This window comes from Bacillus sp. 01N45 (genome assembly GCF_056399205.1).
The window spans coordinates 1-1986 of record NZ_JBFTQW010000035.1; the positions used below are offsets into that span (position 1 = coordinate 1).

Here is a 1986-nt window from a genome sequence, read left to right on the forward strand (position 1 = left end):
CCCCTACCATACTTTCAGGTCCTACGTTTCGTTTCTGTAGATAAAAAGCTAATTGATTTACTTTTTCATTTAATTCCTTATAAGTTAACTGTTGTTCTTTATATACCAACGCAACAGAATTCGGATTCTGAATCACTTGCTGTTCAAATAACTCTTGAATCACCACATCTTTTTGATAATTCCCCTCTATGTTAGTCCATTCATGTAATAATTGCTTTTCTTCCTTCCTAGTAATTATTCTTAAATTCTCAATAGGTTCCTCCGGAAATTGTAAAATTTCATCTAGCCAAATTTCAAAAGATTGAGCCATTCTTTTTATTGTAGAAACCTTAAATAAGTCTGTATTATATTCAAAGTCCACTTGTAATCCTGTTGGTACCTCTTCCATTGCTATAGTTATATCAAACTTTGCACCATTCATATGTCTAGGCATTTTTTCTACGCTATGATCTAATAATTTTGGTAACTCTTTTAATTGATTATGAAAAACAAACATTGTCTGAAATAGTGGAGAATAACTCATATCACGTTCTGGTTGTATGGCTTCTATAACTTTTTCAAAAGGAACGTCCTGATTTTCTTGTGCATCTAACATTTTTTTCTTTATCTGTTGGACCAATTCTTTAAATGTTATATTATTTGAGCAATCTGCACGATAGACTACAGTATTCGCAAAGAATCCAATAAGATCTTCAACTCCTGGATAATTCCTATTAGCAATCGGGCAGCCTACTAAAATATCTTTTTGATTTGTATAACGAGAAAGAAACCCTTGATAACTTGCTAATAACGTGGCAAATAGTGTAACACCTTCCTTATAATTAAATACCTTTATTTTTTCTAACAATTTATTGGGTATGACAATTTGATACGTATCTCCATTATAGCTTTGTATTGTTGGACGAGGATAATCAAATGGGAGTTCCAATATAGGAAGTAAGCCACGTAATTCATTCCTCCAATATGCTAATTGTTTTTGTATAACGTCTTCTTTTAACCAGCTTTTTTGCCACTTTGTAAAATCAATATACTGAAAAGGTAAAGGGGGAAGCTTTTCAGTTTCGTCTTCCAAAAATGCATGATAAAAACTCATCCATTCATTGATAAAAGTATCTAATGACCAGCGATCAAAAATAATATGATGGACGGTACAAAGAAGTACTGACTCTTCATTGTCCATTATTATTAAATGAGCACGCAATAAAGGCCCTTGGCTTAAATCAAACGGCTTTTCAGCCTCTATTTTCGATATTTTATCCATTTTCGATATTTTATCTTCCGGAGAAAGATAACATAAATCAATTACTGATAAGGGAACTGTTATATCTTTTTGAACAATTTGCACTGGTTTTCCGTCAATTTCTTGAAATACTGTCCGTAAAATTTCATGGCGATGTATCATTGCAGCATATCCTTTTTTTAACATCTCAACGTTCCATTTCCCTTTTAAACGCCATGCAATCGGGACATTGTAAAGTGCACTATTTGTTTCAATTTTATCCATTATCCATAAACGCTGTTGAGCGAAAGATAATGGTTCGTATTGTTCACGTTTAACTGATTGTAATGGTATTAAAACATCGCTTTCCCCCATTTTTTCCAATAAAAATGTTAAACGTTCTGAGAAACTTTTAATAGTAGGGTATTCAAATATGTCACGTACTTGTATTAGAATTGAAAAATCAACACCTAAACGTGAAGTTATTTTAGTTGCTAAGAGAGAATGTCCACCTAACTCAAAAAAATTAGCGTTTACCCCAATGACAGAGGAATCAATCCCTAATACCTCTGACCAAATTTCTACCAATTTTCTCTCTACTCTATTCCGAGGTGCTATATATCCCTCGCTCGTTTGTATAATAGAATCCCATGCGGGTAAAGCATTTTTATCTACCTTCCCATTAACAGTTAACGGCAATGATTCTATCTTGATAAAATGAGCCGGTACCATATAATTTGGAAGATGTACCTCTACATGTTTTCTCC

Annotated in this window: 1 protein-coding gene; it reads right to left on the reverse strand. The window is 33.0% G+C overall.

Annotation, left to right across the window (positions count from 1 at the left end; translation table 11 throughout):
- On the reverse strand, positions 1 to 1986 hold a 1986-nt coding region (locus AC1DMU_RS29430; protein ID WP_476941692.1), incomplete at both ends, for a condensation domain-containing protein.